Below are 25,744 nucleotides of genomic sequence, written 5' to 3' on the forward strand. Positions count from 1 at the left end.
GTGCCCTTTCTTCTCGTTTCTCAGAGGTCTTCCGGGTCGAGGTCGGGAGTGATCCAGGCGAGAATCATTGCCGGGGAGCAGATTCCGGCCATCAGGCTGACGAGTGTCCACAACGCGCCTGCGTAGGCGAGTCGCTCGTTCTCGTATCCGGTGGCGAGGATGATCAGCGTGAACACCGAGACCATGACGAGGCCCTGGGTGACGGTCAAGCCGATCGACCGAGCCTCGTTGCGCTGCTGTACTTCCCATTCGTCGAGTGCGCCCACGGGTGCATCGCTGTGGCGGCCGGAGGCGGTTTGCAGCATCGTCCACAGCACGAGGAAGGCGACGGTGCCGGCGACCCACAGGATGGGTGCCCACTTCCAGAACAGCGATGCAACAGCGATGGCGAGAAGCGCGACGAGGGTGGAAATTACTGCAACCGCAAGGATTCGACGGCGCTTCTGGGTTCGCCACTTCGGCAGCATGTGCCGAGTCTTCGCGTCGTTCTCGAGAAACCTGCGTGTGCGGTAGTCCTGGTAGCGCGTCAGAATGTTCGAGTCGGGGGTGGTCACTTGTCGTTCTCCCTTCTGAACAGTTCGGCGGAGAGTGGACCGAGTTCCTTGCGTGAGAACACTGCTTCGACGGGAAGGTCGAATACTTCACAGATGCGCAGTGCCAGGTCGAGGCTCGGATAGTGGTCGCCCCGCTCGAGGGCGCCCACTGTCTGCGGGTTGACTTCGATGAGTTCGGCGAGTTGCGCGCGGCTCATCTTTCGTTCGGCCCGCAGAACTCCCACCCGGTTGAAGATCGGGAGCGTGTTCCCACGCTTGACGGGGCTCATGGAACAAAGTGTTGTATAAACCCAACGATCTGTCAACCATGGATAACGTCAGGCCTCGGTGAGTTGCCCCGACGTCATGGTCCACCGACGGGTCGCCCGGACGGTGCCCAGCATGCGGCGGTCGTGGGTGACCAGCAGGAGCGTGCCCTCGAAGTTCTCCATCGCCCGTTCCAACTGCTCGATGGCCGGAAGGTCCAAGTGGTTCGTCGGCTCGTCGAGCACCAGAAGGTTGACGCCGCGCGCCTGCAGCAGGGCCAAGGCCGCGCGGGTGCGTTCACCGGGGGACAGGGAGCCTGCAGGCCGGAGGGGATCGTCGCCGCGTAGGCCGAATTTCGCCAGGAGGGTCCGCACATCGGCGTCGGGCCAGTCGGGGACTGCTGCGCTCAGCGAGTCCGATACGGTCGCTGTCCCGGTGAACAGCCCACGAGCCTGATCGATTTCGCCGATCGCGACGCCGGAACCCAGGGACGCCGTCCCGTCGTCGGGAACGAGTTTTCCGAGCAGAACGGACAGCAATGTGGTCTTGCCCGAGCCGTTCTCGCCCGTGATCAAGACTCTGTCACCGAATTCGATCTGCGTGGTGACGGGTCCGAACGTGAAACCTGTCCGACGGACGACAGCACCGCTCAGCACCGACACGACGGTCCCGCTTCGGGGTGCAGCTGCGATCTCCATGCGCAGCTCCCACTCCTTGCGGGGCTCTTCGACCACCTCGAGCCGTTCGATGCGCCGCTGCGTCTGACGGGCTTTCGCGGCCTGCTTCTCGGTGGACTCCGCCCGAGTCTTGCGGCTGATCTTGTCGTTGTCGGTCGCCTTGCGGCGTGCATTGCGGACACCGGATTCCATCCAGTTGCGCTGCATCTGCGCACGAGATTCGAGCGAGGCCTTGGTGTCGGCGAATTCGTCGTACTTCTCCCGCGCGTGCTGACGGGCGATCTCTCGCTCGGCGAGGTAGGACTCGTAACCCCCGTCGTACACGTCGATGCGGTGTTGCGCGCGATCCAACTCGACGATGCCGGTGACCGTCCTGGCCAGGAACTCACGGTCGTGGCTGACGACGACGATCGCTGCTCGCGTTTCGACCACGAACCGTTCCAACTGCTCGAGGCCGGCCAGGTCGAGGTCGTTGGTCGGCTCGTCGAGCAGCAGAATGTCGTACCTGGCCAGCAGAATGGCGGCGAGCCCTGCCCGGGCAGCCTGGCCACCGGACAGCGACGTCATGAGTGCGCTTCCGTCGACATCGAGACCGAGGTCGGCGAGCATCTTCGCCGTTCGCTCGGCGAGATCGGCGCCGCCGAGGGCAAGCCATCGCTCCAACGCGGGAGTGTAACGATCCTCACCGTCGTCGTCGCCGAGGGCTTCGGCTGCATCGTTCATCGCCTGCTCAGCGGCCGTGACGCCGGTTCGTCGTCCGACGAACTCCACGATGGTTTCATCGGCGATACGTTCGGGTTCCTGCGCGAGATATCCGACGGTGGCGTCGGGCGGGCTCGTGTAGATCTCACCCTCGGAATCGGCGGTTCCGACGCCGGCCAGAAGCGTGAGCAACGTCGATTTACCTGCACCGTTGGCTCCGACGAGACCGATGACATCGCCTTCGGTCACGGTGAGATCGAGGCCGGAAAACAGCGTGCGGTCACCGTGGAAAGCAGCAAGGTCGTCGATACGGAGCGTGGCAGTCACGTGTATCAGTATTCCCCCTGCACAACCCGGTCATTCCGCAGGCTCCACTCCTGCACAACCCGGTCATTCCGCAGGCTCCACTCCTGCCCGGGAACACATGAAGCCAGCCGCGAGTTGGCACTTGTATGACGTTTTCACCGCAGACAAGCACTGTCCCGACGATCACCCTCAACGACGGACATGCGATTCCGCAGCTCGGCTTCGGCGTGTGGCAGGTCCCGGACGACGGCGCGCACGACGCGGTAGCCGAGGCTCTGAAGGTCGGCTACCGCAGCATCGACACCGCCAAGGTCTACGAGAACGAGACCGGTACCGGTAAGGCGATCGCAGAGTCCGGCATCGCGCGCGACGAGCTGTTCGTCACCACCAAGCTGTGGAACGACGACCAGGGTTACGACTCCACGCTGAAGGCCTTCGACGCCAGTCTGGAGCGCCTCGGCCTCGAGTACCTGGACCTGTACCTCATCCATTGGCAGCAGCTGGACCGCGACAAGTACATCGATACGTTCAAGGCGTTCCAGAAGCTGAAGGCCGACGGACGTGTCGGGTCCATCGGCGTCTCGAACTTCACGATCCCGACGCTGGAGAAGCTGGCCGACGCCGTGGGCGAGACGCCGTCGATCAACCAGATCGAGCTTCACCCGCGCCTCATCCAGGAGGAACTGCGGGCTTTCCACACCAAGTACGGCATCGCGACCGAGGCCTGGAGCCCGCTCGGCTCCGGCACGGTTCTCGAGGAGCCCGCCCTGAAGCCGATCGCCGACGCTCACAGCGTCACCCCGGCGCAGGTCATTCTGCGTTGGCACATCCAGCTCGGCAACGTCGTGATCCCCAAGTCGGTCACTCCCGAGCGCATCGCGAGCAACTTCGACGTGTTCGGCTTCGAGCTGTCGAACGACGAGATCCAGCAGATCAACGCACTCGACTCTGCTGACGGCCGTACCGGCCCGGATCCGGACAAGTTCTCGTCCTGATTTCTCTTCACTCACGCGCGGACGCAGACCCCAGGGTCTGCGTCCGCGCGTGTGTAGGTGGGCCGGCCCTCGGCGCTTATGCTGAGCGGCATGGCACCGTTGACGGGGAAAACGATCGCGCTGACGGCCGAGCGTCGGGCCGACGAGTTCGCGACTCTTCTCGAGCGCCGGGGCGCCCGTACCGTGCACGTTCCCGCGATTCACGTACTTCCCCTCGTCGACGATTCCAATCTGCGGGAGAAGACCGAAGGCATCATCGCGCATCCGCCGGAGCTGGTCGTGATCAGTACCGGTATCGGTTTCCGCGGTTGGCTCGACGCCGCGGAGACCTGGGATTCCCGTGATGCGCTGCTGAGCGCTCTGGGGAATTCCCGCATCATTGCGCGAGGACCCAAGGCGCGCGGCGCGATTCGCGGCGCCGGACTCCGCGAAGTCTGGTCCCCGGCCACCGAGGCGTCGCAGGAAGTAGCCGATCACCTCGAGTCCGAGGGGATCGCGGGCGTGGATGTCGCAGTGCAGCTTCACGGCACCATCACCGAATGGGAGCCGACGATTCATCTGAGCGAATCGCTCGAACAACTCGGCGCCTCCGTTCGCGCCATCGGTGTCTACCGCTGGATCCGGCCTGTGGATCAGCAGCCGTTGATCGATCTGCTGGCCACGATCTTGAACCACGAGGTCGACGCCGTCACCTTCACCAGCGCGCCTGCGGTGGCCTCGATGTTGTCGACAGCCAAGGACAACGGCATGCTCGACGAATTCCTCACTGCCCTTTCGGGTCCCGTCGCCGCCATCTGCGTCGGTCCGGTCACCTCGGCGCCGCTCGACGCTCTGGGTGTTCCGACGCGTATGCCCGACCGAGCGAGGTTGGGTTCGCTGGCCAAGTACGTGGTGGACGAGCTGGGCGAGAAGAGCTAGCGCAACGCGGGGCCGAGCAGCATGCCGCCGTCGACGGCGAGGTCGGAGCCGGTGGCGAACGACGCCCTCGGTGAGGTGAGATACAGGAGTGCCTCGGTGATGTCCTCGGGACGTCCGAGTCGCGGAATCGCAAAGGGCTCAGGTGAATAGAAGTCCGTTATGGGTCGCTCTCCCGGTGCGGTGGGATGCGTGACGAACGGGGTTTCGATCACGCCAGGACTGACCGAATTGACTCTGATGTTGTCTCGCCCCAACTCGAGGGCCGCAGATTTCGTCAAACCCAAGAGAGCCCACTTGCCGGCGACGTACGGTGCGTACATCGCAGTTCCTCCGTGCGCCATCGTCGATGCGATGTTGACGATGACTCCGCCGCCCCCACGTCTCATCGAGGGTGTCACCGCCTTGATCCCCAGAAATTGACCGGTGAGGTTCACGTCGAGGATTCGGTTCCATGCGGCGGGGTCGGTGTCCTCGATGGTTGCCGCCGGGTTCTGGATACCCGCGTTGTTGACAAGAATCGACACAGGTCCGAACCGGGACTCCGCGACGTCGATTGCCGACGCCCACTCCTGTGGGCGAGTGACGTCCAAGCGAACGGCGACGGCCCGCTCACCGAGTTCCTCGGCCACGTCGTCGACGGCGTCCGACCGTCCTGCCGCCACCACGTTCGCACCGGCTGCGTGATACGCCCGCGCGTGGCTCTGTCCCTGTCCGCCTGCTCCTCCTGTGATCAACACTGTGATGCCGTCGAATTCACCCATGAATGCCTCCTGCTCGAAGTGGTGAGTCGATTGACTCACCATGCGAACGTAGATCAGAGAGGTGAGGTGAGTCAAGCGACTCACCTCACCTCGTGCAGAATGCAGAGATGCCAACACGACCGTCGGATTATCACCGCGGAATCGCCGAGGAAAAGCGAGCTGCCATCGTTCGAGCGGCCACCGACCTGTTCCTGAAATCCGGCTACGATCGGACTTCGCTGGCGAAAATCGCGGACGCTTCCGGCGTTTCGAAAGCCACCTTGTTCAAACAGTTTCCGACCAAGGCGACGTTGTTCGAAGCAATCGTGCGCGAATCGTGGACACCGGGAGGCAGCGAAGACCTGCCCAGTGACGTCGATCTGGTCGGGCTCGGACGCCGATACGTCGAACTTCTCGGTCGACCCGAAATGGTGGCCCTGTTCAGGATCGTCATAGCGGAGGTGCCGCGATTTCCGGAGCTCGGACGCACGCAGTTCGACCTCGGAAAGATGCCGTACTTCGATTCGGTCAGAGCGTGGTTCGACACCACGAACGAGTCCGGTCGGTTCGTCGTCGAGGACGCCGAGCTCGCAGCTACCCAGTTTCTCGGAATGATCTCGAACTTCGTGTTCTGGCCGAAGTTGCTGCTCGTGGACTGGTCGCCGAGTGCGGAACAGTGTGATCGTGCGGTCCTGGAGGCCGTGGCAACCATGGAGGCGCGGTATCGGGCGGTTCGATGAGTCCGGCGGTACGCGGGGTCAGCCGTCGAAGAACGCCGTCAGGGCAGGTCCGACGTCGCGGTAGGTGCGCACTGTTCGAATGCGGCCGTGACCGAGGCGCGCGAGATCACGTCCCAGATCGACGTCGTGTTCACCGGAGGCGTCGAGCAGGACGTCGAGCCGGGGAATCGATGCGGCGACGTAGCGGGGGTCGGGTCCGGCGTTGTGTACGCAGTCCGAGAGCAGCAGCACACGCTTGTCGGGTGACGAGACCGTACGCAGAAGTCCCGCCGCAATCTCGAGCGCGAACTGCACGTTCGTCAGTCCACGAGCCGGGATGCTCAGCACGGTGTCGAGAATCCCGAGCGGGGTCGTCGGATCGCCGAACCGGGCGAGCACGGCGGCGTCGGACCAGAATGCGACGACAGCCAGATCGTCCGCGTTCAGCTCACCCGCCACCGCACCTACCGTCGCCGCCGCGGTACGTACCCGTTCCCCCTTCATCGATCCCGAGATGTCGACGACGAGAACGATCGACCTCTTGGTGTGCAGCCGCTCGCGTACGACGATGTCGTCGTCCTCGGGATACGGGTTGGCTGCGAGCACGTCGATCGTCCGGTCCATGTCGAGTTCGTCGGAGCCGTCGCGGTAACGCAGCGACGTCAGTTCGCCGATTCCACGGCGAGCGCGGACGTCGCGTCGGGGACGGCGAACTGCCAGGCGTGCAGCGATCTTTCGGGCTCTGGCCCGCGTCGCGGCATCGATGGTGGTGTTCTCGCTTGCCTCGAACAGCGAGATGATCTCGGCGGACTCGTCGGTGAAACCGGGTGCCGACGGATTGTTCTCACCGGCAGCGTGTCCAGGCCGACCGCGGCCGTCGGCGACGAGAACGACTCCACCGGCGCCCGGGCGAAACAGGGACGGTGATTCGGTGAGCTGTTTCGGTTTGCGGCGCAACGGCGTCAGTGCCGAGGTTTTCGAACTCGGTCGACGGACGGGTGAATCCGCCGGTACTGCTCTTCAACCCGGAGCGGCGGCAGCCGGCTGAAGCATGAAGTGGTCTTCCCATATCCGGTACAGGATCGTTTCCGGCGTGGCGTCGGCGGTATCGTCGACGTGGATACGCCCGGACAGGGCGACGTAGACGGCGTCGAGCATCACCTGTCGGTAGTCGTCGGGTAAGTCGCGCGGGGGTTCGATGTCGGTGACGTCAGGGACCGTCACCTCGCGCAACGACGCCAGTTGCCAGGCCACGAGCGTCAGATCGATCGCTCCTCGGACGCTGCTGCCCTGGGTGATGTCCTCGTGTTCACGAGTCGCCCGGGTGATGGCGACGGCGTCGGCGATCAGTCTGAGAGAGTCGGATTCGGTTCTCAGGGCTACGATTCCGCGCTCGGCCTCCGCGTCCTGGTATCCGATGGCCAAGCGGCACAACCGGTCGTGCACGCTGGTGGAGAGTCGAGTGGTACCGACGTTGTCGTACGGGTTCATCGACGCCACCACGCGGAACGACGGCAGTGCGGTCACCGTTCCGACGCGGGGGATGGTGATTCTGCGTTCGGCCATGGCCGTGAGCAGAGTGTTGAGCGTGTCCTCGGGCGCACGATTGAATTCCTCGACGTACAGGAAACCGCCGGTGCGCATGGCCTCGACCAGCGGGCCCGGTACGAAGTTGTCCTCACTGTAATCCTCCCGGAGTACCCGAGAAGGATTGTGATGCCCGACGATTCGAGCCGGCGTCAGGTCGGCGTTGCCTTCGACGAACAGCAGCGGGATGCCCCAGTCCGCCGTGATCGCACCGAGCAGTGTGGATTTGCTGGTGCCGGGCGGGCCCTCGATCAGCAGATCGCGCCCGGCGGCCACGGCAGCCAGCAGCAGGTCGAGTTCACGATCCCGCCCGACGATGTGCGCCGCGATCCGGCGGCGCACATCGGTGATCGACGTCAGTAGCGTCATTTGATCGTGTATCCCGCATCGACGGGAATGGTTGCCCCCGTGATGTATCGGGCGGCGTCGGAGACCAGGAAGGCGATGGCATTGGAGATGTCGATCGGTTCGACCCACGGGATGGGCAGTGTGTTGGTGGTCGCGAAGATCGGCTCGGCCTTCTCGCGGCTCGGGTTCGGGTCGTCGGGCGCGAACAGACCCCACGTCTTCGGGTTCTGAATCATCACGGTGTCCACACCGGTGGGATGAACGGTGTTGACGCGGATACTGTGCTGGCCGAACTCGTTCGCCAGCGTTCGCATGATGCCGACGACGCCGTGTTTGGTTGCGGTGTAGTGCACGGTGTTCGGGGTGCCCTTCAGACCTGCCGTCGAGCTGGTCAGGACGATCGATCCACCGCGTCCGCCGGCGACGATGTGGGGGAGCGCCGCCTTGCACGTGTTCCACACACCGGTGAGGTTGACGTCGATCATGGTGCGCCAGGCGTCGTCGGTGATGTCGAGCGCGGGTGAAATCTCGAAGACGCCGGCGTTGCCGAGGGCGATGTCGAGGCGTCCGAGCTCCGCAACCCCGTCGTCGACGGCCTTCTTCAGGCCCGCCGAGTCGCGGACGTCCACCTGGGTGGCGACGATGCGACGATCGAGCGCCTCCACCTGCTTCACGGTGTCATCCAGTTCGGCACGCGTTGCGCCAGGGTACATTTCGATGGTGTCGACGGGTCCGCAGATGTCGACGGCGATGATGTCCGCGCCTTCCTCGGCGAGCCGGAGTGCGTGGCTGCGGCCTTGGTTGCGGGCAGCTCCGGTGATGAAGGCTACCTTGCCTTCGAGTGTTCCGGTCACTTGATCACCGACCCGGCGTCGACGGGCAACTGGACTCCGGTGATGTAGCGAGCGTCGTCGGACACCAGGAAGGCGATGGCATTGGAGATGTCGACGGGTTCGACCCACTCGATCGGAAGTGCGTTGAGTGTCTTGAACGCGGCGCCCGCATCTTCCTTCGTGGGATTCGGGGTGTCCGGCAGGAAGAGGTTGTACGTCTCCGAGTTGTGGATCATGTCCGTGTTCACCGAGGTGGGGTGTACCGAGTTCACGCGAATGTCGAAGGGTGCCAGTTCGTTTGCGAATGTCTTGACCAGCCCGACTACTCCGTGTTTGGCAGCGACGTAGTGCGCCAGGTTGGCCAGGCCCTTGATCCCGGCGGTGGAGCTGGTCAACACGATCGCGCCCCCGTTCCCGCCGGCCTTGAGGTGCGGCACGGCGGCGCGGACGGTCTTGAACACGCCGGTGAGGTTGATCGCGATCATCTCGTCCCAGACGTCGTCCGTCAGGTCCTCGAGCGGTGCGAACGTGGCGATGCCTGCATTCGCGAGAACGATGTCGAGGCGACCGAGTTCGGCGACGCCGTCGTCGACGGCCTTGGTGACCTGGTCGGTGTCACGGACATCGGCTTTGGAGGCGACGATCCGTCGATCCAGAGCTTCGACCTGGCGGACCGTCTCGGCGAGGTCCTCCTCGGTGGCGAGCGGATACCCGACGGAGCCGACCTGCTCGCAGATGTCGATCGCGATGATGTCGGCACCTTCCTGGGCCAGTTTCAGCGCGTGGCTTCTGCCTTGGCCGCGTGCGGCTCCGGTGATGAATGCAACTTTCCCGTCGAGCTTTCCCATGTGCGAACTTCCTTGTTCGTGTGCGGTGAAAACCTGTGCGAGCGCGGAACGTTCACGCACCGAGGCGGTACGTTCCGCGGCAGGACGCCCAAGATGGAGGGCATGCAAAGAAACCTATCCGACACTCAGTGCAGAAGTGGGCGATTTGCTTGAATTTTCTACGTGTAACCGACGGTTTCGGGTAAGAACCGGATCCGGAACTTCACTACCGATCTCGAGTTCGCACTTGTTCAGATCGAATCGGCAGAATCACCAGCACAAGTGCGAACTCGGCGAGCTATCTGCTGCCGAGGGTGTCGAGGAGTTCGGTCACTGCGGCTCGGCCGGCGCGGTTGGCGCCGATGGTGCTGGCGGAGGGACCGTAGCCGAGGAGGTGGACGCGGTGGTCGGAGGCGACGCGAGTGGCGAGGCGTCCGTCCATGACGATGCCGCCGCCGTGGCCCCGGAGCCGCAGGGGTGCGAGGTGGTCGAGTGCACTGCGGAATCCGGTGGCCCAGAGGATGACGTCGGCGTCGACGAAGGAACCGTCGGTCCACCGCACTCCGCCCGGTTCGATGGTGCTGAACATCGGTAGCCGGTGCAGGGCGCCTCGGTCGCGTGCTGCCTTCAGTCGGTCGGTCAGCAGCAGCCCGGTGACGGAGACGACGGATCCCGGTGGCAGCCCGGCGCGGACGCGTTCTTCGACCATGGCGACGGCGGCGCGTCCGGCGTCGGGTCCGAAGTCGTTGTCGCGGAACTCGGGTTCGCGCCGTGTCACCCAGGTCGTGGAGGTGACGAGGGAGATCTCGTCGAGCAGTTGTACAGCGGAGATGCCGCCGCCGACGATCACGACGTGCTTGCCGGCGAACTCGTCGGCTGTGCGGTAGTCCTTGGTGTGGAGTTGGCGTCCGGTGAACGTCTCGGCGCCGGGGTACCTCGGGACGAACGGTTTTTCCCAGGTTCCGGTTGCGTTGATCAGCCCGCGAGCCGAGAGCACGATGTCCTCCGACTCGACTCGGAAACGGGGTTCGCGGTCGCAGACCACGGTGACGGTGACCGGTCGTCGAACCTGCAGGTCGAACTTCTTCTCGTAGACGTCGTAGTAGCGCGGGACGGCCTCGGCGGCGATCACTCCGTCCGGATTCTCGTCGGTCAGCACCTCGGCGAACTCCATGCCCGGCAGGTCGTGGACTCGGTTGACGGTGCTGAGGGTCAGCGACGGCCACCTGTACTGCCACGCCCCTCCGGCGGCGGGAGACCTGTCGAGCATGACGAATCCTTCGCCGGCCACCAGCCCGGCTCGGCGGAGGTGGTAGCCCGCGGACAGGCCTGCCTGGCCGGCCCCGATGACGGCGACATCTGTTTCGATCACGTTCACCAGTACATCAGCCCGCAGTCGTCGCTCACATCTACCGATGGGTAACGTCTGACCTCATGATCGGACAGACTCGTGACGGAGATGTCGTCACCCTCGAGCTCCAGCGCCCCGAGCGCCGCAACGCTTTGAACACCCAGCTGTGCGTGGCACTGCGGGAGGGGATCGAGAAGGCCGTCGCCGACGATGCCCGCGTCATCGTCGTCACCGGCCAGGGAACCAGCTTCTGCGCGGGTGCGGACCTGGACGGCGACGACTTCGCCAAGGAGTTCCCCGAGGCTCTCGAATCGCTGCTCAGGGCGGTCGACGGTGCACCTGTTCCTGTCATCGCCGCGATCAACGGACCGGCCGTGGGTGCGGGAACGCAGCTCGCGATCGCGAGTGATCTGCGCGTGGTGGCGGACGGTGCGTTCTTCGAGATCCCGTCGACGAGGCTCGGCATCGCCGTCAACAACTGGACGATCAAGCGGCTGGCGTCCCTCGCCGGTGGCAGCGTCGCCCGGACGATCCTGATGGGCGGTGAGCGGCTCGACGCCGACCGCGCCTACACCAGCGGTCTCGCGAACAAGCGCGGCGACCTCGCGGTGGCGATGGAGTGGGCGTCGGCGATCACCGAACTCGCGCCGCTGGCGCTGAAGCACCTCAAACTCGTCTTCAACGACGACGGCACGCACGACGAGCCGACGCGGGAACAGTGGGACGCGTTCGGTGCCGCGTGGACGAGCGAGGACTTGAAGGAAGCGCGGCGCGCGCGCACCGAGAAGCGCAAGCCGAAGTTCCAGGGTCGTTGAGGGGCCGGTGACACTCGGCGCACCCGACACGGGTGACACTGCCTGGCTGCTCGTCTGCACCGCGATGGTGCTGCTGATGACGCCGGGGCTTGCGTTCTTCTACGGCGGCATGGTGCGCGCCAAGAGTGTGCTGAACATGATGATGATGAGCCTGTCGGCCATCGCCGTCGTGTGGTTGCTGTGGTTGTTGTTCGGGTTCGGAATGGTGTTCGGTGACGGTGTGCTGGGCGGCTGGATCGGTAATCCGCTGCAGTTCGTCGGGCTCGGTGATCTGCTGGGCGGAACGTATTCCGGTGACGCCGTGTCGATTCCGCTCGTCGGGACCGTCCCCGGCTTGGTGTTCGCGGCATTCCAGGCGGGGTTCGCAATGGTCACGGTCGCGCTCATCTCCGGCGCCGTCGCGGACAGGATGCGGTTCGTGCCATGGGTTCTGTTCGCAGGACTGTGGGCGACGCTCGTGTACTTCCCGGTGGCGCACTGGGTGTTCTCTCTCGACGGACTGGTCGCCGAGACCGGCGGGTGGATTTCGAATGCTTTGGGAGCGGTCGACTTCGCGGGTGGCACCGCCGTCGAGATCAACGCGGGAATGGCGGGTCTGGTTCTCGCGCTCGTCGTCGGCAACCGTCGGGGATGGCCGCGAGAAGCGATGCGCCCGCACAATCTTCCCGCCGTCATGCTCGGTGCGGGGTTGCTGTGGTTCGGGTGGTTCGGCTTCAACGCAGGCTCGGCGCTGGCAGCCGACGGTGTTGCCGCCGTCGCGTTGGTGAACACCCTCGGGGCAGGCGCGATGTCGATGGCGGCGTGGCTCGTCGTCGAGAAGATCCGCGACGGCAAGGCCACCTCCTTCGGTGCTGCCTCGGGGGTCGTCGCGGGACTCGTGGCGATCACGCCGTCCTGTACGGCGGTGACGCCGATCGGTGCCGCGGGCATCGGCATCGCAGCGGGAGCATTGTGTGCGCTGGCCATCGGCCTGAAGTACCGCTTCGGTTACGACGATTCGCTCGATGTCGTCGGCGTGCACCTCGTCGGCGGAATCGTCGGCACTCTGATGATCGGATTGCTGGCGAGCGCCGACATGCCGGCGGGCGTCGACGGCCTGTTCTACGGCGGCGGACTGCATCAGCTGTGGGTTCAGTTCGTTGCGGTCGTCGCCGTGATGGCCTACACCGGCGTCGTGACCGCCCTGATCGCACTCGGAATCAAAGCCGTCATGGGTGTGCGTGCGGACGCCCAACACGAAGCCGACGGGTTGGACGAACACGAGCACGCGGAGTCGGCGTACGACTTCGCCGTCGGTCACGGTGGGTCCAACGGGCCGGGCTTGTTCGGTAAGAAATAGGATGGCGATTACCGGCTCTTGAATCTACGAAATCCGTTCTGTCCCTTTGGGGTAGAACTGATTCACTGTTAACGCTATGGACGTGCCCCGTCTCTCTGTCGTCCAGTATGCGGACTCGCTCCGCGCCGTAGCTTTGCGCCGCACCCAGAAGGGGTGTGTGAAGCAGACACCGGAAGACGGGGAACATGAAGATCGGTAGATTCGCAGCAACGTCGGCATTGGTCATCGCCGCAATGACGACCGCAATGGGGACGTCCTACGCGGACCCGGCGCCCGCTCCCGCGCCCGTGGGGTGGAACGTCACCGCACAGGGTGACCAGGTGCTCGTCGACACCTCCGCAGGGACACTGAGCAACGAGAACAATCATCTGGTCGTCCGCGACGCAGGCGGAGCCCTCGTCGATTCGGTTCCGCTGTCCATCGCGTTCGAGGGGCTCGCGCACCCTGTTGCCGCGGAGATCGACGGCAACCATGCAGTGCTCACCGCCGACGTGTCGCCCGCGGCCGCGACGCCGGTGTCGACGCAGATTCCCGGCCTGCAGCAGGTCGACCTTCCCGCTGCAGTCGCAGGCGTCAAGGACAACCTGAGCCTGTCGGCATCCGTCGGCGGATTCCTGGGTGCAGCAACGGGACTCGTCGGTGGCTGCCTGCTCGGCGCAGTCGCGGTCGGCGTCGTGTCCGCACCCGCAGCTCTGCTCTTCGGCGCAGGACCACTCGCGGGCTGCATCGGCGGCGCACTGCTGCTCGGTTCCACGGCATCGCTCGCCGGAACGGCCATCGGCGGTCTGTCCGCACTCGCCAGCAACGCGGGACCGTTCATCACCCTGCTGAACGCACCGCCCGTCAAGAAGTAGCTTCTGCGTCTTGCTCCGGCCTGCCGGGCCGGAGCAGGATGTAGCGGTGAATCCTGGGGAGCAGGACGGTGCGCGCCTTCGATACGACGCCGACGACGGAACACGTCGGGACGTCGCGCTGTCGCCGGAGCTCGGCAGGCTGACGCTCGGGCGGTCCGTACAGGCGGACGTGTCCTTCCCCGACGACCACGAGGTCTCGCGCCTGCACGCGACGGTCGAATGGATGGGCGGCCACTGGACCATCGTCGACGACGGGCTCTCCCGCAACGGCACCTTCGTCGGCGGAGACCGGCTGACCGGGCGGCGCCGGCTGCGGCACGGCGACACCATCCGCATCGGCACGTCGCTGCTGACCTTCCACGACTTCTCCGGCGTCGGCGACGAGGCCACGCGCATCGCATCCGACATGCCGAGTACGCGGTCACTCACCGAGACGCAGCGAGCTGTCCTCGTCGCACTGTGCAGGCCGTACAAGCACAACGCGACCTTCGCCAACCCGTCGTCCAATCAGCAGATCGCGTCGGAGATCTTCCTCAGCGTCGACGCCGTCAAGACGCATCTGCGGGTGCTGTTCGCCAAGTTCGGAGTCGAGGACCTTCCGCAGAATCAGAAGCGTGTCAGGCTGGCCGAACGCGCCATGCACAGCGGGGTCATCTCACAACGCGACCTCTAGGACGCGCCTCGCCCCATCGTGACGCGAGGCGGGGTCGGCTTGGGCGACGAGCGTGGCCACCGCGTCGGCGACCTCACCGGCACGTTCCAGGATGACCATGTGCCCGGCCTTCTCCACGGTCACCATCCGCGCCGCGGGCAGGAAGTCGGCGATGACGCGGGAGTGGCGTATCGGCGTCATCAGATCGTCGGAGCCGCACAGGACCAGCGTCGGGACCACGGCGAGAGCCGGCAGGTTCTCCGATTCGTCGAATTCGTGCAGCGATCCGAGGAATCCCGCCATGGTCACCACCGAGGTGTCGTTCAACATCGCCGACGCCAAGGCGACCACCCGCGGGCTGACGCGTCGCGATCCGCAGCCCGCCGCCCGCACGATGGGCGCGCAGATTCCCCTGCTCAGGCGCTTCGACGCGGCCATGACGCTCGGTGCGCGTCGGACAGCGGTGCGGAACATCGACACGACGGGGTGAGCGAGACAGGCGCCGAGTCCTTCCTCGGCGATGCCGTTCGCGGCGGACGCGATCAATCCGACGCCGACGAGGCGGCTGCCCAGCTCGCCGAGGTGCTGGCGAGCGTAGGACATGGCGGTCATCCCGCCCATCGAGTGCCCGATCACGACGTATCGGCCGGTGGGGACCAATGCCCTGACCACGGCACCGAGGTCGCGTCCGAGCTGCTCGATCGTGTACGTCGACGCGTCGGCGGTCGCCGACGAGCCGTGTCCGCGGTGGTCGTAGAACACCATCCGCACCTCGTCGCCCCAGGCCTGCCGCAGCTGGTCCCGGACGTCGAACCAGGATTCCTTCGCCAGGCAGTGGCCGTGCACGAACACCACGGTGAGCGGAGCATCGCGGCGACCGGTCTCGAACACCGAGAGCGCAGTGCCGTCGTCGGTCACGACGGTGCTTCGTCCGTAGGTTCGCTCGCTCATGCTGATCTCCGTTTCCGGCCGCTGTGTAGGGCTATTCGCCGACGCGTGACTTGCTGTTACGCCCTGATTCATCGTGCGTTTCTTCGCGCGGCAACACAGGAACCCGAAGAGGTGAGCGTCGGGCACCGCAGGGGTGGGCTCACCTCACCCTGGGGTGGGTATCGACCAAGCCGCATCCGCCGCAGGATCGAACTACACACAAGGTGCTTCGGTGAGTCAGGGAGGACTTCGGCGATGACGAACGACATCGTGGACATGCTCGACACGCGGGTTCCGCTTGCAGTAGGCGGCGATCGACGAGCTCTCGAGGACATCATTGCGCTGGTCAGGCCCAGGCTCGCTCGTTACTGTGCAACACGTTTGGGCAATCTGGACGTGGCGGCAGACGACGTGGTGCAGGATGTGTGTCTGGCGTTGGTGACGGCTATTCCTAAGTACCGAGACATGGGTAAGCCGTTCATGGCCTTCGTCTACGGCATCGCTGCGCACAAGTTGGCCGATGCCGGTCGCAAAGCCACTCTCCGGCGGTCGTATTCGCTGGAATCGGTGGTGGACGAGCCGTCCACCGACGACACACCGGAAGAGCATGCCATCGAGGGCGAATTCCGAAGCGAAGCAATGGCGTTGATGGCAACCCTGCCTCCTCGCCACCGCAAGATCATCCTGATGCGGGTGGTGTGGGGCATGACCGCACCGCAAACCGGTCGAGCGCTCGGGATGAGCGCCGGTGCAGTACGTGTCGCCCAGCATCGAGCGATGAACCAACTGCGAGCGGAAATGGCGAACTTCGTACTGCTCAGTGCGTGAAGGTCCGCACTGTGGTTGCCTACTGGGCATGACACAGGGGGACGAAGTACGGAAGCGTCGACCGACATCGGCGCAATACGTGGTGGCAGGCAGCGTCGTCGCCTTCGCGGTGGCGGTGTTTCTGCGGTACGTGCTGACGGAGGCGGGGGCCGCGCAGACCGCTGCGTTCTACGTCGGCATTCCTGCGGTGGTGGCGGTGATCGTAGTGCTGTCCGCTCCGAGTCGAAGCGCCGTCGGTATCACGATGAAAGTCATCACCGTCCTGCTTCTGATGTCGATGATGCTGCTGGGCGAGGGCTTCATCTGTGTCATCTTCGCGGCCCCGATCTTCTACCTGATCGGCGGACTCGTCGCCATCGTCGTGGAGAAGATCACCAAGTCGGGACCGGGAGACGACAGGATGCATGCGGTGGCCGTCCCGGCGCTCGTCCTCGTCGCCGTCGCGGCATCGGAAGGCATCGTGCCCGCGACGACGCTCGACGGTGCGACCACCGTGTCCGCATCCAGGACGCTGAACGCCGACGTGGACGACGTCGTCGCGGCGTGGGAACGACCACTGGACTTCGGTGGAACACCCCTCCCCGGAGTTCTGTCCTGGGGTTTTCCGGAGCCGCTCGCCGACAGCGGTGGATCGCTCGAGGTGGGCGCACGTCGAACCGTCACGTTCGCCGGAGCGCACCATCGGCCCCTGCTGGTGTCCGAACACCACTGGGGAGAGCGCACGACCGAGTTGACCTTCGAAGTCGTCTCGCGCACAAGCGATTCCGCGCGCCTTGCGGTCGTCGGCGACACCACGCCCATCTCGTCGTGGCTGACGTGGAACGTCGCGGACATCTCCTGGAGCGCAGTGGATTCGACACACACTGCGGTGGATCTCGAGCTGTCGTACACCCGTGAGCTGGCGCCCGCGTGGTACTTCGGTCCCCTCGAGGACCACGTCACCGAACGCGCCGCGGGATGGCTGTTGGACAGCCTGGACCGGTGAACATCGACACCGGTCTCTCGGTGGCGGTGCTGCGTTCCTGCGCGGTACTGGTGCCGGTGCTGCTGGTCGGTGCGTTCTGGGTGGCCTCGTCCGCGCGGGTTCGAGGCGCCGCGTTTCTTGCGATGCTCTGGAATTTCCTGGCTTTACTGCTGGTGAATGTCGTTGCTGTGCAGAACGGTTGGTGGAGCTTCGGCACCACGGGAACCATGTGGTCGTCGGTGCCCGTCGACGTCGTGCTCGGATGGTCCGCGCTGTGGGGTGCACTACCGATACTGCTGGCCCGGTGGGTGAACGTGTCGGTCACCGTGTGCGTCCTGATCGCGGCGGACGTGCTCGCCATGGGTAGCCTGCGGCCGCTGGTGACGCTCGAACGCGCGTGGTGGTGGGGAGAACTGCTGGCCGTGGCTGCCGCACTGCTGCCCGGAGTGCTGCTCGGCACGCTGACGTCGAACCAGTGGGCGCTCAGGACCCGCGCGAGCATGCAGGTCGTGCTGTTCGGCGCGGTCCTCGTGTTCGGCCTCCCCACCGTCTCCTTCGAGCTCGCGAACGTCCTCCTGGCGTCCGATTCCGGATGGTCGACGGTCGGGAACCGGCTCGCGGCCGGCGGCGGTGGCGTCGTGGATTCCCTGTTGCTCCAACTTGCCCTCGTCGTCGTCGTGATCGCCCTGCGGGCTGTCGCCGATTTCGCGGTGATCGGCGGCGGCACACCGTTCCCGTGGGATCCACCGATTCGGTTGGTCACCACCGGGCCGTACGCATACGTCGCCAATCCCATGCAGGCGTCCGCCGTCGTGCTCCTGCTGATTCTCGCGGGTCTGTTCCGCGAGCCGTTTCTCGCCGGCGCGGCGTTGCTCGCGGGCGCATTCGGTGCCGGGCTCGCGACATGGCACGAGAAAGCAGACCTGGTGACGAGGTTCGGGCCTGGCTGGGACGACTACCGCCAGTCGACGAGGGACTGGATTCCCCGGTGGACACCCGCTCGGATTCCGTCGGCGACGCTCTACGCGTCGGTCACGTGCGACCCGTGCTCGACCGTCTTACCGTGGTTCGCTCGTCGACGCCCGGTGTCGCTCGAGACCGCGGCCGCCGAGGACCATCCCGAGAGCTTGACTCGTGTGCGTTACGAAGGAGCGGTGACGCTGACCGGGACCAGAGCGATCGCGGCAGCGCTCGAACACGTCTCGTTGGGATGGGCCGTGCTGGGCTGGATCCTGCGTGCGCCGATCCTCGGGTGGTTCCTGCAGATACTCGTCGACGCAGCCGGGGGAGACCCACGCACCGTCAAAGTGCCCGATTAGTCAGGTTTGCGGCTCTGCGTAACAGCATCTGTACTTCGCGTGACGTGGGCGACACGTAGCGCTTCTACCTTCCTTGCATGACCGCTGTGCAGCCTGCGCCGACAGATTCGGCACTGAAGGAAACGCTGGAGGACTACACGCTGCGCTTCGCGCCGCGTAGCTACCGCAAGTGGGGCACAGGCGTCGTCGCCACGTCCGCACTGGGCGGCATCGCGTACCTCGCCGACTTCGCGATCGGCGCCAACATCGGCATCTCCTACGGCACCGGAAACGCGCTGTGGGGAATTCTCGTTTTCGCCGTCGTCATCTTCCTCACCGGTCTACCGCTGGCCTACTACGCCGCCCGGTACAACATCGACCTCGACCTCATCACGCGCGGAAGCGGATTCGGGTACTACGGATCCGTCGTCACCAACGTCATCTTCGCGACGTTCACCTTCATCTTCTTCGCCCTCGAAGGTTCCATCATGGCGCAGGGCCTCGAGCTCGGGCTCGGCGTCCCGCTGCCGATCGGGTATGCGGTATCGACTCTGATGGTCATTCCGCTCGTCATCTACGGCATGAAAGCGCTGGCCAAGCTGCAGGTGTGGACGACGCCGCTGTGGCTCGTCCTGATGGTCTTTCCGTTCATCTACCTCGTTGCTGCACATCCCGATTCGGTCGGAACGTTCTTCGCCTACGGCGGCGCCGACGGTGCCGAGGGCAAGGGCGTCAACTTCGGCTCGGTCATGCTGGCGGCCGGTGTCTGTCTGTCGCTGATCGCGCAGATCGCCGAGCAGATCGACTACCTGCGGTTCATGCCGCCCAAGACTCCGGAAAACCAGCGCCGCTGGTGGACTGCAGTACTGCTCGCCGGGCCCGGCTGGGTCATCTTCGGTGCACTCAAGCAGGTCGTCGGACTCTTCCTGGCGGTGTACCTGATCGCCAACGTCGCCGACGGAGCCGCCATCGCCAACGAACCCGTGCACCAGTTCCTCGAGATCTACGAGAACATGATGCCGGGCTGGCTTGCCATGACTCTCGCGGTCATCCTCGTCGTCATCAGTCAGATCAAGATCAACGTGACCAACGCGTACTCGGGCTCGCTCGCGTGGACCAATGCGTACACACGCGTCACCAAGACCTACCCGGGACGCATGGTGTTCGTGCTGTTCAACCTCGCCATCGCGTTGATCCTGATGGAAGCCGACATGTTCAGCTTCCTCAACGACATCCTCGGCTTCTACGCCAACTGCGGCATCGCCTGGATCGCGGTGGTGGCGTCGGACATCGTCTTCAACAAGTACATCCTGAAGTTGTCGCCCAAGGTCCCGGAGTTCCGTCGCGGCATGCTCTACAACGTCAACCCCGTCGGCTTCGTCTCCATGCTGCTCGCTGCCGGCCTGTCGATTCTGACGTTCTTCGGCGGCCTCGGTGGCGCACTGGAGCCGTATTCGCCGATCGTCGCACTGATCATCGCCATCGTCATGCCGCCTGTGCTGGCTGTCGCGACGAAGGGGAAGTACTACCTTCGCCGTACCGACGACGGTATCGATCTGCCGATGTTCGACGAGCACGGAAACCCTTCGGACGCAACGCTTCTGTGCCACGTGTCCGGCATGGAATTCGAGCGACCGGACATGATCGCCTCCAACGTTCCCGGTCCCGACGGCGAGAAGCAGTACATCAGTTCGCTCTCGCTCAGTACCGACAAGACGGGTGAACACATTCTGCCGGAACAGAAGTGAGGGTCTACCGGCCGGAGAACCTCGGATCGCGACGGCTCAGCATGGCGTCGACTGCTTCGGCATGGTCGGCCGTGGTGTGGGCGACGGCCTGATACGCGGCGGACAGCTCCAACAAGGATTCGAGGCTCTGGTGCTGACCTTCGCGCAGTAACTTCTTGGTCATGCGCAGTACCTGAGGGGGATTGGCGGCGACACGGTCTGCCAGAGCGTGGGCGGCGCCGAGCAGGTCACCGGGCTCGACGACCTGCGACACCAATCCCCACTCGAGTGCAGTTGCCGCGTCGATCGCCTCACCGGTGAACGCCATCTCGCTGGCGCGCGCCATACCGATCGCTCGGGGGAGAAGCCAGGCCCCGCCGTCGCCGGGGATGATGCCCACTTTGACGAAGCTCTCGGCGAACTTGGCCGTCGTCGACGCGATGCGGAGATCGCACATCAACGCCAGATCGCAACCGGCACCGATCGCGGCACCGTTGACCGCGGCGATCGTCGGGATTTCGCAGTGATACAACGCTTTCGGGATCCGCTGAATGCCGTGTCGGTACCCCTGCCTCAGCTCGGCGGGGCTACCGCCGAACATTCCTTCCTTGTCGCGCATGTGCTTGACGTTTCCGCCGGAGGAAAACGCGGAACCTGCCCCGGTGAGAATCGCGACCCGAACGCTCGGATCGCGATTCACGTCGGAGACGGCGTCTTCGATCGCCTCCACCGTCTCGATGTCGGAGATCGGATTGCGCGACTCGGGATTGTTCAGCATCCATACGACGGCATCGCCGCGGCGCTCGGTCAGCAGGAGTTCGGTCATGCCTACAGTGCAACACGCTCGGGTTCGGTCTCCGACGAGGCGCGCACCGTGCTGCGGCTCGCAACGGTGAGCTTGCGGTGTCCGACGGCCATGAGTACCGTCCCGGCCGCCACCCACGCGGCGAGAACCAGCCAGGGCTGAGTCGTCGACGCGCCAGGGAAGTACGACAGGTCGCGGAGCAGGGTGGCACCTGCTCCCGGCGGGAAGAACTGCCCGACGGCTCCCCAGGGCTCGGGGAGGAACTGCCACGGCTGTATGGCGCCGGAGATCTGGTTTCCGATGAACATCATCAGGACCGCCACGACGCCGATTCCTGCGGGTCCGATCAGCGAGGTCAGGCCGACGATCAGCGCGCTCACCGCCAACACCGACAGCGCTACGGCGGCGATGTTCGGAACGAGCGCGCCCTGGAGGATTCCGAACCACCCCTGCGTGATCGCGACGACGACGATACCGGCGCCGACGCCGTACACCGCGGTCGCCAGAAGTCGTCGCCCTGTGCCCTTGACGAGCATGGAGATGATGACGCCGCCGACTATTCCGCCGATGACAAGGGGGAAGGCCATCGAGGAGAGCCCGGCACCTCGGGCGTCGGTCGCCGCAAGGGGCACGATGTCGGTCGCCGTCGTGTTCAGGGCAGCGGCCACGCCGTCGAACATCTGCGCGACGACGGTGCCGTTGGCGGATGCGGTGAGGACCTCGGGCGAGGGTCCGGGAACGACGGCGCCGTAGACCTCGCGTGTGGTGATCAGATCGAGGGCCGCAGCGCGGTCGGGCACGGTGGTGACGTCGAACGACGACGCCAACTGGCTGGTCAAGGCCGGATTGTCGCCGACGACCGCGACAGGAACATCGTGGGCCGTCGACGTGAACGAGGGCCACAGAAAGGCAAGTACGACGACGGCTAGCGCGGCAGCGCCTGCGAGTGCGACGACCACTGCGCGTGGCCACGGGGTGGACTTCATGACGACTCCTCATTTAAAACGAATAACCGTTCTTTATCTTGGGTGGGCGGGTCTCGGTTGTCAAGAACGAAGATTCGTTTTTAATATGGACGCGTGCCCAAGGTAAGCGAAGACCACCGTGAGGAACGCCGCAGACAGATCATCGACGCGGCGATGACGTGTTTCGCGAGGTCAGGTTTCGAGAAGACGTCGATGGCGGACATCATCGCCGAGTCGGCGTTGTCCGCGGGCGCGATCTACAGCTACTTCAAGAACAAGCAGGATCTGGTTCTGCACGTCACGCGGGATGTGTTGAAGAGTCGGACCGAGGATCTCGACGGGCTGGAGAAACAGCACCCTCTGCCGCCGCCTGCTGTCGTGGTGCGACTGTTCCTGGACGGCATGACCCGCGACGTCGGCAATCCCAGCATTCTGCTGCAGATCTGGGCCGCGGCAGCCAGGGAGACCGACGCGGACTCCACCGTGGTGCCCGTCGTGACGAAGTTGCGCGGTCTGTACGAGCGATACTTGCGAGTGTGGTTCACCCGCAACGGCTTCGATGATCCAGACACCCGGGCGCAGTCGATGGCGCCGTTGGTGGTCGGCCTCTGTCAGGGATTCATCCTGCAGTCGGCACTGCTACCCGACTTCGATTCCGAGGGCTATCTGAAGGCCCTGGATCACCTCTCGCTGTGAGTGGAAATGTAGCGTTCCCTGGTCGCTCCGCAGGCTCCGCTCCTGACCCAGGGACTACATTTCCACTCACGTGCGGCGGAGCCGCCTAGACGGTTCTGGTCAACCGATCGGCCAGCAGACGAGAGAACTTCGCCGGATCCTTCAACTCGGTGCCTTCGGCGAGAAGAGCCGTCGCATAGAGCAGTTCGGCGGTCTCGGCAAGGGAGGCGTCGTCGCTGCGCTCCTCGCGTGCCTTCTTGAGCCCCGTCACCAGATCGTGCGTCGGGTTGAGTTCGAGGATGCGCTTGGAGGTCGGAACGAACTGTCCCGACGCCTTGTACATCTTCTCGAGCTGCGGGGAGAAGCTGAACTCGTCACCGACGACGCAGGCGGGCGAGGTGGTCAGGCGGGTCGAGAGACGAACCTCCTTGACGTCCTCGGACAAGGTCTCGGTGAGCCACTTCAGCAGCTCCTCGAACTCCTTGTCCTGCTCCTCGCGCTTGGCTTCGGCGTCTTTCTTCTCCTCTTCGGTGTCGAGGTCGACCTCGCCCTTGGAGATGGACTGGAAGGATTTGCCGTCGAACTCGGGGACGTTGCCGACCCAGACCTCGTCGACGGAGTCGGTCAGCAGCAGCACCTCGATGCCGCGCGCCTTGAACGCCTCCATGTGCGGCGAGCTTTCGATCTGCTGACGGGATTCGCCCGTCATGTAGTAGATCTGCTCCTGTCCGCCCTTCATCCGGTCGACGTACTCGGCGAGGGTGGTCAGACCCTCCTCGGAATTGGTGGACGCGAACGACGACACCGACAGCAGCGTCTCGCGGTTGTCGGCGTCGGAGATCAGGCCTTCCTTGAGCGCGCGGCCGAACTGAGACCAGAACGTCTGGTACTTCTCGGCGTTCTCGCTCTGCAGCTCCTTGACGGTGGAGAGGACCTTGCGCGTCAGACGACGACGGATCGCACGGATCTGACGGTCCTGCTGCAGGATTTCACGAGAGACGTTGAGCGAGAGGTCCTGTGCGTCGACGACACCCTTGACGAAGCGCAGGTACTCCGGCAGCAGCTCCTCCGAGTCGTCCATGATGAACACGCGCTTGACGTACAGGTGCACGCCCGACTTGCCTTCGCGCATGAACAGATCGAACGGTGCCTGCGACGGAATGAACAGCAGCGCTTGGTATTCGAACGTGCCTTCGGCCTTGAACGGGATGACCTCGAGCGGCTCGTCCCAGGCATGGGAGACGTGCTTGTAGAACTCCTTGTACTCCTCGTCGGACACTTCGTCCTTCGGCCGAGTCCACAGAGCCTTCTGCGAGTTGATCGTCTGCGTCTCGATTTCGACGGTGTCCTCGGCGCCCTCTTCGGTTGCCTTGACCGTCTTCTCGACGTCGATGCGGATGGGCCACGCGATGAAGTCCGAGTACTTCTTGACGAGCTGCTTGATCTTCGATTCCGACGCGTAGTCGTAGAGGTGATCCTCTTCGTCGGTCGGCTTGAGGTGCAACGTGATCGAGCTGCCCTGCGGTGCGCCGTCGACGTCGGAGATCTCGTAGGTGCCCTCGCCGGTCGACTCCCAGCGGGTGGCGCTGGTTTCGCCGGCCTTGCGGGTCAGCAGCGAGACCTTCTCCGCAACCATGAACGTCGAGTAGAAGCCGATGCCGAACTGGCCGATCAGCTCCTCCGACGCCGCGGCGTCCTTCGCTTCCTTGAGCTTCTTGCGCACCTCGGCCGTGCCGGACTTGGCGAGCGTGCCGATGAGGTCGATGACCTCGTCACGCGTCATGCCGATGCCGTTGTCACGGATCGTGAGCGTCCGTGCTTCCTTGTCGATGTCCAACTCGATGTGGAGATCGGAGACGTCGACGTCGAGGTCCTTGTTGCGGTAGGACTCGAGCCGCAACTTGTCGAGGGCGTCGGATGCGTTGGAGATCAGCTCCCTGAGGAAGCTGTCCTTGTTGGAGTAGATGGAGTGAACCATCAGGTCCAAGAGCTGGCGCGTCTCGGCCTGAAATTCCCGCTGTTCGGTGGTCATGAGTGTGTGCGATCTCCTTCTAGAGCAAAACCGTCGCGAGCATTCTACTTACGAGCCGCATCGCCCAGCTGCGGGACTATCTCGTTCAATGCCCAATCCAGACTGAGCGGCGACGGGAACGCGATCGATTGTGCCTGCGTGGGCGAGAGCGGCACGAACGCACCCCGTCCAACGGCGGGGAGAGACTGCACGGCGGGCTGGGCGGCGAGCTCGTCGACGGAACCTGGCAGGCCGGTCGCGATGATGACGTCCGCGTCCGTCTCCGACAGGTAGTCGTAGCTGATCTGCGCGCGGCCCGGGATGGTGCTGACGGGTTGGGCGGTGGCGAACTCCGTCGGGGTCATGCCGAGCTGTCCCAGCAAGCTGGCACCCGCGTCGTCCGGTGAGTTGACGATGTAGACCGCGCCCTCGCTCGGTCCGACGAAGAACGTGAAGGTCTTGCCGTTCAGTTCGGCGAACTGCGCGGCCGCGTCGGCGATGCGGGACTCGGTGTCGGCGATCACCTGCTCGCCCGTCTCGGGAACCCCCAGCGCCGACGCCACCGTCGCGGTCGCGCTCTGCCACGTCTCCGACGACGGGGTGTCGGCGAAGTGGACGACCGGCGCGATCTCTTTCAGCTGGTCGTACGCGCGCGCGAGGGTGAAGGACTTGGTGGCGACGATCAGATCGGGTTGCAGGGCCGCGATCTCCTCGATGGGGATCGTGGCTCCGCTCGCTTCCCACACGGGAGGGGTCTGCGGCACCGCGTTCTCGAACCACGGTTGATAGCCGGAGTCCGTCTGGGCCTGTGCCACGGAAATCGGCGTTACGCCCAGGGAGAACACGATGTCCGCGTCGGTCCACGTCAAGGCAACGACGCGTTCGGGCTTGTCCGGCACGTCGGCGGTGCCGAGGGCGCCGGCTACCGAGACCGGAAAAGCGCTGTTCGACGCTGGTTCCCGGGCCGGTTCGCCGTCGTCGGCCGAGGAGCATGCGACGAGGGTCAGAGCTGCGGTGGCGGTGACCAGCGTCATGGCCAGTGTGCGTCCGAAAGGCATGAGGTGAGGCTAGCCAACGA

The 25,744-nt window shown here is 64.8% G+C and carries 26 protein-coding genes; 12 read left to right on the top strand and 14 right to left on the bottom strand.

All coding sequences use genetic code 11. The features are described from left to right. Positions 1 to 20: 20 nt before the first annotated feature. The 3 genes from BH95_RS26270 to BH95_RS26280 are packed head-to-tail and all read right to left on the bottom strand — an operon-like array spanning position 21 to position 2,506. Positions 21 to 554 (bottom strand): membrane protein, encoded by a 534-nt coding sequence (locus tag BH95_RS26270; protein ID WP_033190712.1) that lies wholly within the window; start codon positions 552 to 554, stop codon positions 21 to 23. Continuing rightward, positions 551 to 823: a helix-turn-helix transcriptional regulator gene (locus tag BH95_RS26275; RefSeq protein WP_019664396.1), complete on the bottom strand. Its 273-nt coding sequence runs from the start codon at positions 821 to 823 to the stop codon at positions 551 to 553. Before BH95_RS26275 ends, BH95_RS26270 begins: the two co-directional genes overlap by 4 nt. Positions 824 to 871: 48 nt before the next feature. Beyond that, complete coding sequence (locus BH95_RS26280; RefSeq protein WP_037185017.1) at positions 872 to 2,506, bottom strand: ABC-F family ATP-binding cassette domain-containing protein; 1,635 nt, start codon at positions 2,504 to 2,506, stop codon at positions 872 to 874. Between the two features lie 125 nt (positions 2,507 to 2,631). Between BH95_RS26280 and BH95_RS26285 the strand changes: the two genes are divergently transcribed. Further along, positions 2,632 to 3,480, top strand: a complete 849-nt coding sequence (locus BH95_RS26285) for an aldo/keto reductase (protein WP_037185020.1) — start codon at positions 2,632 to 2,634, stop codon at positions 3,478 to 3,480. Positions 3,481 to 3,558: 78 nt separating this feature from the next. Next, positions 3,559 to 4,398, top strand: coding sequence for a uroporphyrinogen-III synthase (locus BH95_RS26290; RefSeq protein ID WP_019664399.1), 840 nt, complete (start codon positions 3,559 to 3,561; stop codon positions 4,396 to 4,398). On the opposite strand, the gene BH95_RS26295 is transcribed toward BH95_RS26290, so the two are convergent. Next, entirely contained in the window at positions 4,395 to 5,243 is an 849-nt protein-coding gene (locus tag BH95_RS26295) for an SDR family NAD(P)-dependent oxidoreductase (RefSeq protein ID WP_196806166.1), read from the bottom strand. The genes BH95_RS26290 and BH95_RS26295 overlap by 4 nt on opposite strands. A gap of 23 nt (positions 5,244 to 5,266) precedes the next feature. On the opposite strand from BH95_RS26295, the gene BH95_RS26300 reads away from it, so the two are divergent. Further along, a complete protein-coding gene (locus BH95_RS26300; protein WP_020111487.1) occupies positions 5,267 to 5,878 on the top strand; it encodes a TetR/AcrR family transcriptional regulator in 612 nt (203 codons plus the stop codon). 18 nt (positions 5,879 to 5,896) lie between these two features. Here BH95_RS26300 and BH95_RS26305 read toward each other — a convergent pair whose 3' ends face one another. The 5 genes from BH95_RS26305 to BH95_RS26325 all read right to left on the bottom strand — a co-directional run bounded on the left by BH95_RS26305 (position 5,897) and on the right by BH95_RS26325 (position 10,830). Continuing rightward, the gene (locus BH95_RS26305; protein ID WP_037185023.1) at positions 5,897 to 6,814 is read right to left on the bottom strand and encodes a vWA domain-containing protein; all 918 of its coding nucleotides are present in this window, start codon (positions 6,812 to 6,814) and stop codon (positions 5,897 to 5,899) included. 63 nt (positions 6,815 to 6,877) lie between these two features. Then, entirely contained in the window at positions 6,878 to 7,813 is a 936-nt protein-coding gene (locus BH95_RS26310) for an AAA family ATPase (protein ID WP_037185026.1), read from the bottom strand. Next, positions 7,810 to 8,646 carry a mycofactocin-coupled SDR family oxidoreductase gene (locus tag BH95_RS26315; protein ID WP_037185029.1) on the bottom strand — a complete coding sequence of 279 codons (837 nt, stop codon included), beginning with the start codon at positions 8,644 to 8,646 and terminating at the stop codon, positions 7,810 to 7,812. Before BH95_RS26315 ends, BH95_RS26310 begins: the two co-directional genes overlap by 4 nt. Beyond that, complete coding sequence (locus BH95_RS26320; RefSeq protein WP_037185585.1) at positions 8,643 to 9,473, bottom strand: mycofactocin-coupled SDR family oxidoreductase; 831 nt, start codon at positions 9,471 to 9,473, stop codon at positions 8,643 to 8,645. Before BH95_RS26320 ends, BH95_RS26315 begins: the two co-directional genes overlap by 4 nt. A 277-nt stretch (positions 9,474 to 9,750) precedes the next feature. Next, positions 9,751 to 10,830: an NAD(P)-binding domain-containing protein gene (locus tag BH95_RS26325; protein ID WP_037185032.1), complete on the bottom strand. Its 1,080-nt coding sequence runs from the start codon at positions 10,828 to 10,830 to the stop codon at positions 9,751 to 9,753. A gap of 56 nt (positions 10,831 to 10,886) precedes the next feature. Between BH95_RS26325 and BH95_RS26330 the strand changes: the two genes are divergently transcribed. From BH95_RS26330 to BH95_RS26345, 4 genes are all read left to right on the top strand, one after another. Next, entirely contained in the window at positions 10,887 to 11,618 is a 732-nt protein-coding gene (locus BH95_RS26330) for an enoyl-CoA hydratase (protein ID WP_020111481.1), read from the top strand. A 7-nt stretch (positions 11,619 to 11,625) separates the two neighbouring features. Next, positions 11,626 to 12,957 carry an ammonium transporter gene (locus BH95_RS26335; RefSeq protein ID WP_019664408.1) on the top strand — a complete coding sequence of 444 codons (1,332 nt, stop codon included), beginning with the start codon at positions 11,626 to 11,628 and terminating at the stop codon, positions 12,955 to 12,957. Between the two features lie 185 nt (positions 12,958 to 13,142). Then, a complete protein-coding gene (locus BH95_RS26340) occupies positions 13,143 to 13,811 on the top strand; it encodes a hypothetical protein (RefSeq protein WP_019664409.1) in 669 nt (222 codons plus the stop codon). Positions 13,812 to 13,857: 46 nt separating this feature from the next. Further along, a complete protein-coding gene (locus BH95_RS26345; RefSeq protein ID WP_019664410.1) occupies positions 13,858 to 14,484 on the top strand; it encodes an FHA domain-containing protein in 627 nt (208 codons plus the stop codon). Here BH95_RS26345 and BH95_RS26350 read toward each other — a convergent pair. Continuing rightward, entirely contained in the window at positions 14,467 to 15,414 is a 948-nt protein-coding gene (locus tag BH95_RS26350; RefSeq protein WP_020111478.1) for an alpha/beta fold hydrolase, read from the bottom strand. The genes BH95_RS26345 and BH95_RS26350 overlap by 18 nt on opposite strands. Positions 15,415 to 15,648: 234 nt before the next feature. Here BH95_RS26350 and shbA point away from each other — a divergent pair, with 234 nt between their 5' ends. The 4 genes from shbA (at position 15,649) to BH95_RS26370 (ending at position 20,231) form a co-directional block, all read left to right on the top strand. After that, entirely contained in the window at positions 15,649 to 16,221 is a 573-nt protein-coding gene (gene shbA / locus BH95_RS26355; protein WP_037185034.1) for an RNA polymerase sigma factor ShbA, read from the top strand. A 28-nt stretch (positions 16,222 to 16,249) separates the two neighbouring features. Beyond that, entirely contained in the window at positions 16,250 to 17,206 is a 957-nt protein-coding gene (locus BH95_RS26360) for a hypothetical protein (protein WP_230594186.1), read from the top strand. Beyond that, positions 17,203 to 18,504 (top strand): methyltransferase family protein, encoded by a 1,302-nt coding sequence (locus tag BH95_RS26365; protein ID WP_037185588.1) that lies wholly within the window; start codon positions 17,203 to 17,205, stop codon positions 18,502 to 18,504. Before BH95_RS26360 ends, BH95_RS26365 begins: the two co-directional genes overlap by 4 nt. Before the next feature lie 77 nt (positions 18,505 to 18,581). After that, positions 18,582 to 20,231, top strand: a complete 1,650-nt coding sequence (locus tag BH95_RS26370) for a purine-cytosine permease family protein (RefSeq protein WP_019664415.1) — start codon at positions 18,582 to 18,584, stop codon at positions 20,229 to 20,231. 4 nt (positions 20,232 to 20,235) lie between these two features. On the opposite strand, the gene BH95_RS26375 is transcribed toward BH95_RS26370, so the two are convergent. Together BH95_RS26375 and BH95_RS26380 are read right to left on the bottom strand one after the other, a co-directional pair. Then, positions 20,236 to 21,036 carry a crotonase/enoyl-CoA hydratase family protein gene (locus BH95_RS26375; protein ID WP_037185037.1) on the bottom strand — a complete coding sequence of 267 codons (801 nt, stop codon included), beginning with the start codon at positions 21,034 to 21,036 and terminating at the stop codon, positions 20,236 to 20,238. Positions 21,037 to 21,038: 2 nt separating this feature from the next. Continuing rightward, complete coding sequence (locus tag BH95_RS26380; RefSeq protein WP_037185039.1) at positions 21,039 to 22,001, bottom strand: hypothetical protein; 963 nt, start codon at positions 21,999 to 22,001, stop codon at positions 21,039 to 21,041. Between the two features lie 93 nt (positions 22,002 to 22,094). On the opposite strand from BH95_RS26380, the gene BH95_RS26385 reads away from it, so the two are divergent. After that, positions 22,095 to 22,676, top strand: a complete 582-nt coding sequence (locus BH95_RS26385; RefSeq protein ID WP_037185042.1) for a TetR/AcrR family transcriptional regulator — start codon at positions 22,095 to 22,097, stop codon at positions 22,674 to 22,676. Between the two features lie 85 nt (positions 22,677 to 22,761). Here BH95_RS26385 and htpG read toward each other — a convergent pair whose 3' ends face one another. After that, positions 22,762 to 24,687, bottom strand: coding sequence for a molecular chaperone HtpG (gene htpG / locus BH95_RS26390; RefSeq protein WP_019664419.1), 1,926 nt, complete (start codon positions 24,685 to 24,687; stop codon positions 22,762 to 22,764). 44 nt (positions 24,688 to 24,731) lie between these two features. Further along, entirely contained in the window at positions 24,732 to 25,724 is a 993-nt protein-coding gene (locus BH95_RS26395) for an ABC transporter substrate-binding protein (protein ID WP_037185046.1), read from the bottom strand. Positions 25,725 to 25,744: the final 20 nt, after the last annotated feature.

The sequence above is a fragment of the Rhodococcoides fascians A44A genome (assembly GCF_000760735.1).
Taxonomy (GTDB): Bacteria; Actinomycetota; Actinomycetes; order Mycobacteriales; family Mycobacteriaceae; genus Rhodococcoides; species Rhodococcoides fascians_E.

Excerpts from the sequence above, each read along its gene's own strand:
- BH95_RS26310 (WP_037185026.1), bottom strand. The coding sequence starts at position 7,813 with ATGACGCTACTGACGTCGATCACCGATGTGCGCCGCCGGATCGCGGCG.
- BH95_RS26350 (WP_020111478.1), bottom strand. The coding sequence starts at position 15,414 with ATGAGCGAGCGAACCTACGGACGAAGCACCGTCGTGACCGACGACGGC.
- BH95_RS26300 (WP_020111487.1), top strand. The coding sequence starts at position 5,267 with ATGCCAACACGACCGTCGGATTATCACCGCGGAATCGCCGAGGAAAAG.
- BH95_RS26290 (WP_019664399.1), top strand. The coding sequence starts at position 3,559 with ATGCTGAGCGGCATGGCACCGTTGACGGGGAAAACGATCGCGCTGACG.
- BH95_RS26275 (WP_019664396.1), bottom strand. The coding sequence starts at position 823 with ATGAGCCCCGTCAAGCGTGGGAACACGCTCCCGATCTTCAACCGGGTG.
- BH95_RS26330 (WP_020111481.1), top strand. The coding sequence starts at position 10,887 with ATGATCGGACAGACTCGTGACGGAGATGTCGTCACCCTCGAGCTCCAG.
- BH95_RS26380 (WP_037185039.1), bottom strand. The coding sequence starts at position 22,001 with ATGAAGTCCACCCCGTGGCCACGCGCAGTGGTCGTCGCACTCGCAGGC.
- BH95_RS26370 (WP_019664415.1), top strand. The coding sequence starts at position 18,582 with ATGACCGCTGTGCAGCCTGCGCCGACAGATTCGGCACTGAAGGAAACG.
- htpG (WP_019664419.1), bottom strand. The coding sequence starts at position 24,687 with ATGACCACCGAACAGCGGGAATTTCAGGCCGAGACGCGCCAGCTCTTG.
- BH95_RS26375 (WP_037185037.1), bottom strand. The coding sequence starts at position 21,036 with ATGACCGAACTCCTGCTGACCGAGCGCCGCGGCGATGCCGTCGTATGG.
- BH95_RS26340 (WP_019664409.1), top strand. The coding sequence starts at position 13,143 with ATGAAGATCGGTAGATTCGCAGCAACGTCGGCATTGGTCATCGCCGCA.
- BH95_RS26360 (WP_230594186.1), top strand. The coding sequence starts at position 16,250 with ATGACACAGGGGGACGAAGTACGGAAGCGTCGACCGACATCGGCGCAA.
- BH95_RS26395 (WP_037185046.1), bottom strand. The coding sequence starts at position 25,724 with ATGCCTTTCGGACGCACACTGGCCATGACGCTGGTCACCGCCACCGCA.
- BH95_RS26320 (WP_037185585.1), bottom strand. The coding sequence starts at position 9,473 with ATGGGAAAGCTCGACGGGAAAGTTGCATTCATCACCGGAGCCGCACGC.
- BH95_RS26285 (WP_037185020.1), top strand. The coding sequence starts at position 2,632 with ATGACGTTTTCACCGCAGACAAGCACTGTCCCGACGATCACCCTCAAC.
- shbA (WP_037185034.1), top strand. The coding sequence starts at position 15,649 with ATGACGAACGACATCGTGGACATGCTCGACACGCGGGTTCCGCTTGCA.